Consider the following 3,871-nt stretch of genomic DNA (forward strand, 5'->3'; position numbering starts at 1 on the left):
ACCCGGACGCGCAGCGGCGGGTGCCGGCGGCGGCATCGTGGCCATCGGGCTGCCCGCGGGCGGCTGGCCATTGACCAGGCTCGGCAGCACCGGTGCGCCGAGATTCTTCAGCAGCACGGTGTCGTCGACCGGTTGTGCCGTCGCGCCGGCGGCGCGCATGAATTCGTAGCGGTCCATCGACAGGCTGTCGTTCTGTTCCTTGCTGCGCACCACGACCGGGCGCAGGAACACCATCAGGTTACGTTTGGCGCGCGTGCGGGTGCGGTACTTGAACAGGTTGCCGATGATCGGAATGTCGCCCAGCCCACGCGTCTTTTCGTTGTTCTCGGATTCATCATCCGAGATCAGCCCGCCCAGCACGACGATCTGGCCATTGTCGGCCAACACGTTGCTCTCGATCGCGCGGACGGTGGTCACGATTCCCGACGCCGAGCTGACGGAGTTGTCGATCCCCGAATTCTCGTGGTAGATCGCCAGCTTGATCGTACCGCCTTCGGAAATCTGCGGGCGCACTTTCAGCAGCAGGCCCACGTCCTTGCGGTCGACCGTCTGGAACGGATTGCTTGCCCCGCTCGCGCCCGTCGTGAAGGAACCCGTAATGATCGGTATGTTCTGACCGACCTTGATCGTCGCCAGTTCGTTATCCAGCGTGATCATGTTCGGTGTGGACAAGATGTTGGCGTGTCCCGTACTTTCAAGGGCATGCGCGATCGCGCCCAGGCCCAGCTCGCCGTTCACCTGCTTGAAGAGGCCGATCGACAGGCCGGTCGGCGTCGGGATCGAGCTGCCGGTGGTCGCGCCGGACGCGCCGCTGATGCCCGTCGCCGCGGCCAGCGCCAGGTTGACGATGTTGTTGTTGCTGCCGCCGAGGCTGAACGACTGCAGGCCGCCGACGCGGTAGCTGCTGTTGTTGTTGCCGGTCAGGCCCACCCATTGCACGCCGAACTCGGACGCGTCGGTCGACGTCACCTCGACCACCAGTGCCTCGATGTAGACCTGGGCGCGGCGCACGTCGAGCTGGTCGATGACGGCGCGCAGGTTGCGGTACATGGCGTCCGGCGCCGTGATGATGAGGCTGTTGGTCGACGCGTCGGCCTGGATGAAGCCGGAACCCTGTCCGCCGCCGGCACCGCCGGCCGTGGCCTGGCCCTGCTGGGAGAACGAGCCGCCCGTGCCGCCCATGCCGACGCTGCTCTGCTGGCCCTGCTGGCCGCCGAGCCCGCCGGCACCGCCTGCGCCGCCGGTGGCGGTGGACTGGATCGAACCGCCCGCCGTGCCCTGCTGCTGCACCGGTACGGCCGACGCATCCTGCGACACGACGGCGCGCAAGGTCTGCGCGACCTTGCTGGCGTCGGCGTTCTTCAGGTAGACCACGTGGATGTTGCCGAGTTCCGCCGTCGGCTGGTCGAGCTTCGCGATCAGGTTCTTGGCCATGCTCGCGCGCGCGGGCGACGGCGCGCGCACGATGACGGAGTTGGTGCGCGGATCGGCCAGCACCGTGACGCGGCCCGCGTCGCCGCCGGCCGCCGGTTCCATCAGGCGCGTGACGAGCGTGGCGACGTCGCTGGCGATGCCGTTGCGGATCGGGACCACGTCGAGGTCGCCGGTGGCCGGCGCGTCGAGCGCGGCGATGATCTTCGACAGGCGGCGCAGGTTGTCGGCGTAGTCCGTGATCACGAGGCTGTTGTTGCCCGGATCGGCCATGATCGAGTTGTTGGGCGAGATCAGCGGACGCAGCACGGCCGTCAGGTTCGCGGCGGACTCATGCTGCAGGCGGTAGACCTGCGTGGCGATCTGGTCGCCTTTGACCCGCGAGCCGCCGGTGCCGACCTGCGTGGGCGACGACTGCAGCTTCGCTTCCGCTTCCGGCACCACCTTGGCATAACCGTCGCCGGTGACGACCGCATAGCCCTGCAGGCGCAGTGCCGAGGTCAGCAGCGAGAAGGCCTGGGCCCTGGTCAATGTCTTTTCCGAAACGAGCGTCAGCGTGCCTTTCACGCGCGGGTCGATGATGAACGTCGTCCCCGTGTAATGGCCGACCGCCTTGATCACGGACTCCATGTCGGCATTGACGAAGTTGAGCGCGGCGCCATTACCACTACCGTCCTGGGCATGGGCGAGCGGCGGCAGGACGCTTGTTCCGACGGTGCAGCAGAGCATGGCGCCGGCCACGATGCGGCGCAGTGCCGGGAGTTGCTGGATGCTGCGGGTTGGATTTTTTTTCATCATCTGAACTCTAACGCGATTATGTTCTTGCCGTTCACCATACGCCGTTGACCCAGCAGGTTGAGCAGGTTGCCCAGCGTGTCTTCGTACTTGTCGGCCGCCGCGGCCTGTCCCGAGAAGTGCAAGCGGCCGTTTTCCAATGCTCCATTACCAGACAGCAGGAGCGCACCGCTCACCGTACGCAGCACCACGTCGGCCCGCTGGCCGTGCCAGTCCATGGCCATCTCGTAGGTACCGAGCGGTTTGATCGGGCTCATGCGCGATCCCATGTCGGTCAGCGACAGCACCGTACGTCCGCTCACCGCCACCGTATTGCCCTGGCGCGCGATGTCCAGCAGGTTCCAGGACAGCTTGATCGTGCCCGTGAGCGCGAGCGTGTTCAACGGCGCACCCAGCCCGGCCAGGCCTTCGGCCGGCAACAGCAACTGGCCGGCGCTGACCTGCCATTGCGACCAGCTGCCGCTGACGTGCACGGGCTGCGCCAGCGCCTGGTCGTTGGCCAGGTCCATGCTGACATCCCCGAACAGCACCAGCGGCGACAGGCGCCAGCTGAAGCGTCCCGGCAGCAGCGGGGTGACGGATCCGCCCGCGCCCGGCGCCCCGCCCACAAAGGCTGAGCCGCGCCAAAGCGTACCCTGCGCATCCCCCAGAGTCAAACGGCCATCCGTCTGGCGTTCGACCATCGGCGCGAGCCATGCCGCCGGCAGGAACGCGAGTACCGTCAGGATCACCGCGAGCGTCGGCAGCGCGATCCAGGCAAACGTGCGCCTCATTGGCCGCTGCCGGTGTTCTGGCGCAGCGTCAGGCTGGCGTCGACCTGGCCGGCGGCGGGCAGGGACGTGACGACGGCGTCCTGCACGAGCAAGCGGTTGGCGCGGCGCTGCTCGTCCAGCCACGTGGCCAGGTTGGCGAACGCCACGTTATTCAACTGCAGCTTGATGTACTCGCCGTTCACCGACAGCGATTCCGGATTCAGGCCGCGTCCCGACAGGCTGCTGCCGACGGTTTCGCGCGTGAGCGGCACGACGTGCGTTTCCGGCGCCTGGGCCAGCGTGCTCGCTTCCTGGGCCATGGCCTGCATCTCGGCCGCCTGCTGGCGCAGCTGCGGCAACTGGCGGCGCAGCTGGGCGCGCCCTTCGATGGCCGGATCGACGAGCAGCAGGTACAGCAGCGCGGCCAGCACGACGGCGCCGCCGGCCGCCAGGAAGCGGCGTTCCTGCTCGGTGCGCGCGAGCCAGAGCGCCGTGGCGCGCTCGCGGTACTGGGCAAAGGTGGTGGCGATGCTCATGGTTTGGCTCCCGTGCTGCGGATGACCCAGTTGCCCGGCGTGCTTTCTTCCAGCGTGAGCCGGCGCGTGGCCAGGGCCGTGCGCAACTGCCCGGTCAAACCGGGGTCGACCGTTTCGGGTTTGACTTTGACGGTCAACGCGCGTTCGCGGTATTCAATTGATACAAGTCCAACCGGACGGCCGAGCGATCGCGTCGCTTCACCCAGCGCCGAGGCGAGATAAGTAAATTCGTCGGGCGACACGTCGCCCGTGTTGGCGCGCGCGCGGGCGATGTGCTGGCGCATCTGCAGCACGGGATCGAGGATCGTCGTTTCGCGCGGATACACGTTGCGGTAGGTCTGGACCATCGACTGGCGC

At 67.4% G+C, this 3,871-nt stretch carries 3 protein-coding genes and 1 pseudogene; all 4 read right to left on the reverse strand.

From position 1 onward, the window contains the following. Positions 1-2,226: type II secretion system secretin GspD (gspD, locus tag ACEN88_RS26325; protein WP_413344416.1), on the reverse strand; the 2,226-nt coding region annotated here is incomplete at its 3' end. Further along, positions 2,226-2,999, reverse strand: coding sequence for a type II secretion system protein N (gene gspN, locus ACEN88_RS26330; protein WP_413344417.1), 774 nt, complete (start codon positions 2,997-2,999; stop codon positions 2,226-2,228). The genes gspD and gspN, both read right to left, overlap by 1 nt. Continuing rightward, complete coding sequence (gspM, locus tag ACEN88_RS26335) at positions 2,996-3,514, reverse strand: type II secretion system protein GspM (RefSeq protein ID WP_413344419.1); 519 nt, start codon at positions 3,512-3,514, stop codon at positions 2,996-2,998. Before gspM ends, gspN begins: the two co-directional genes overlap by 4 nt. Continuing rightward, positions 3,511-3,871: pseudogene (locus tag ACEN88_RS26340) on the reverse strand (type II secretion system protein GspL); the annotation flags it as partial. The gene gspM and the pseudogene ACEN88_RS26340, both read right to left, overlap by 4 nt.

Source organism: Massilia sp. CT11-108 (genome assembly GCF_047302915.1).
GTDB classification, from domain to species: domain Bacteria; phylum Pseudomonadota; class Gammaproteobacteria; order Burkholderiales; family Burkholderiaceae_D; genus Telluria; species Telluria orientalis.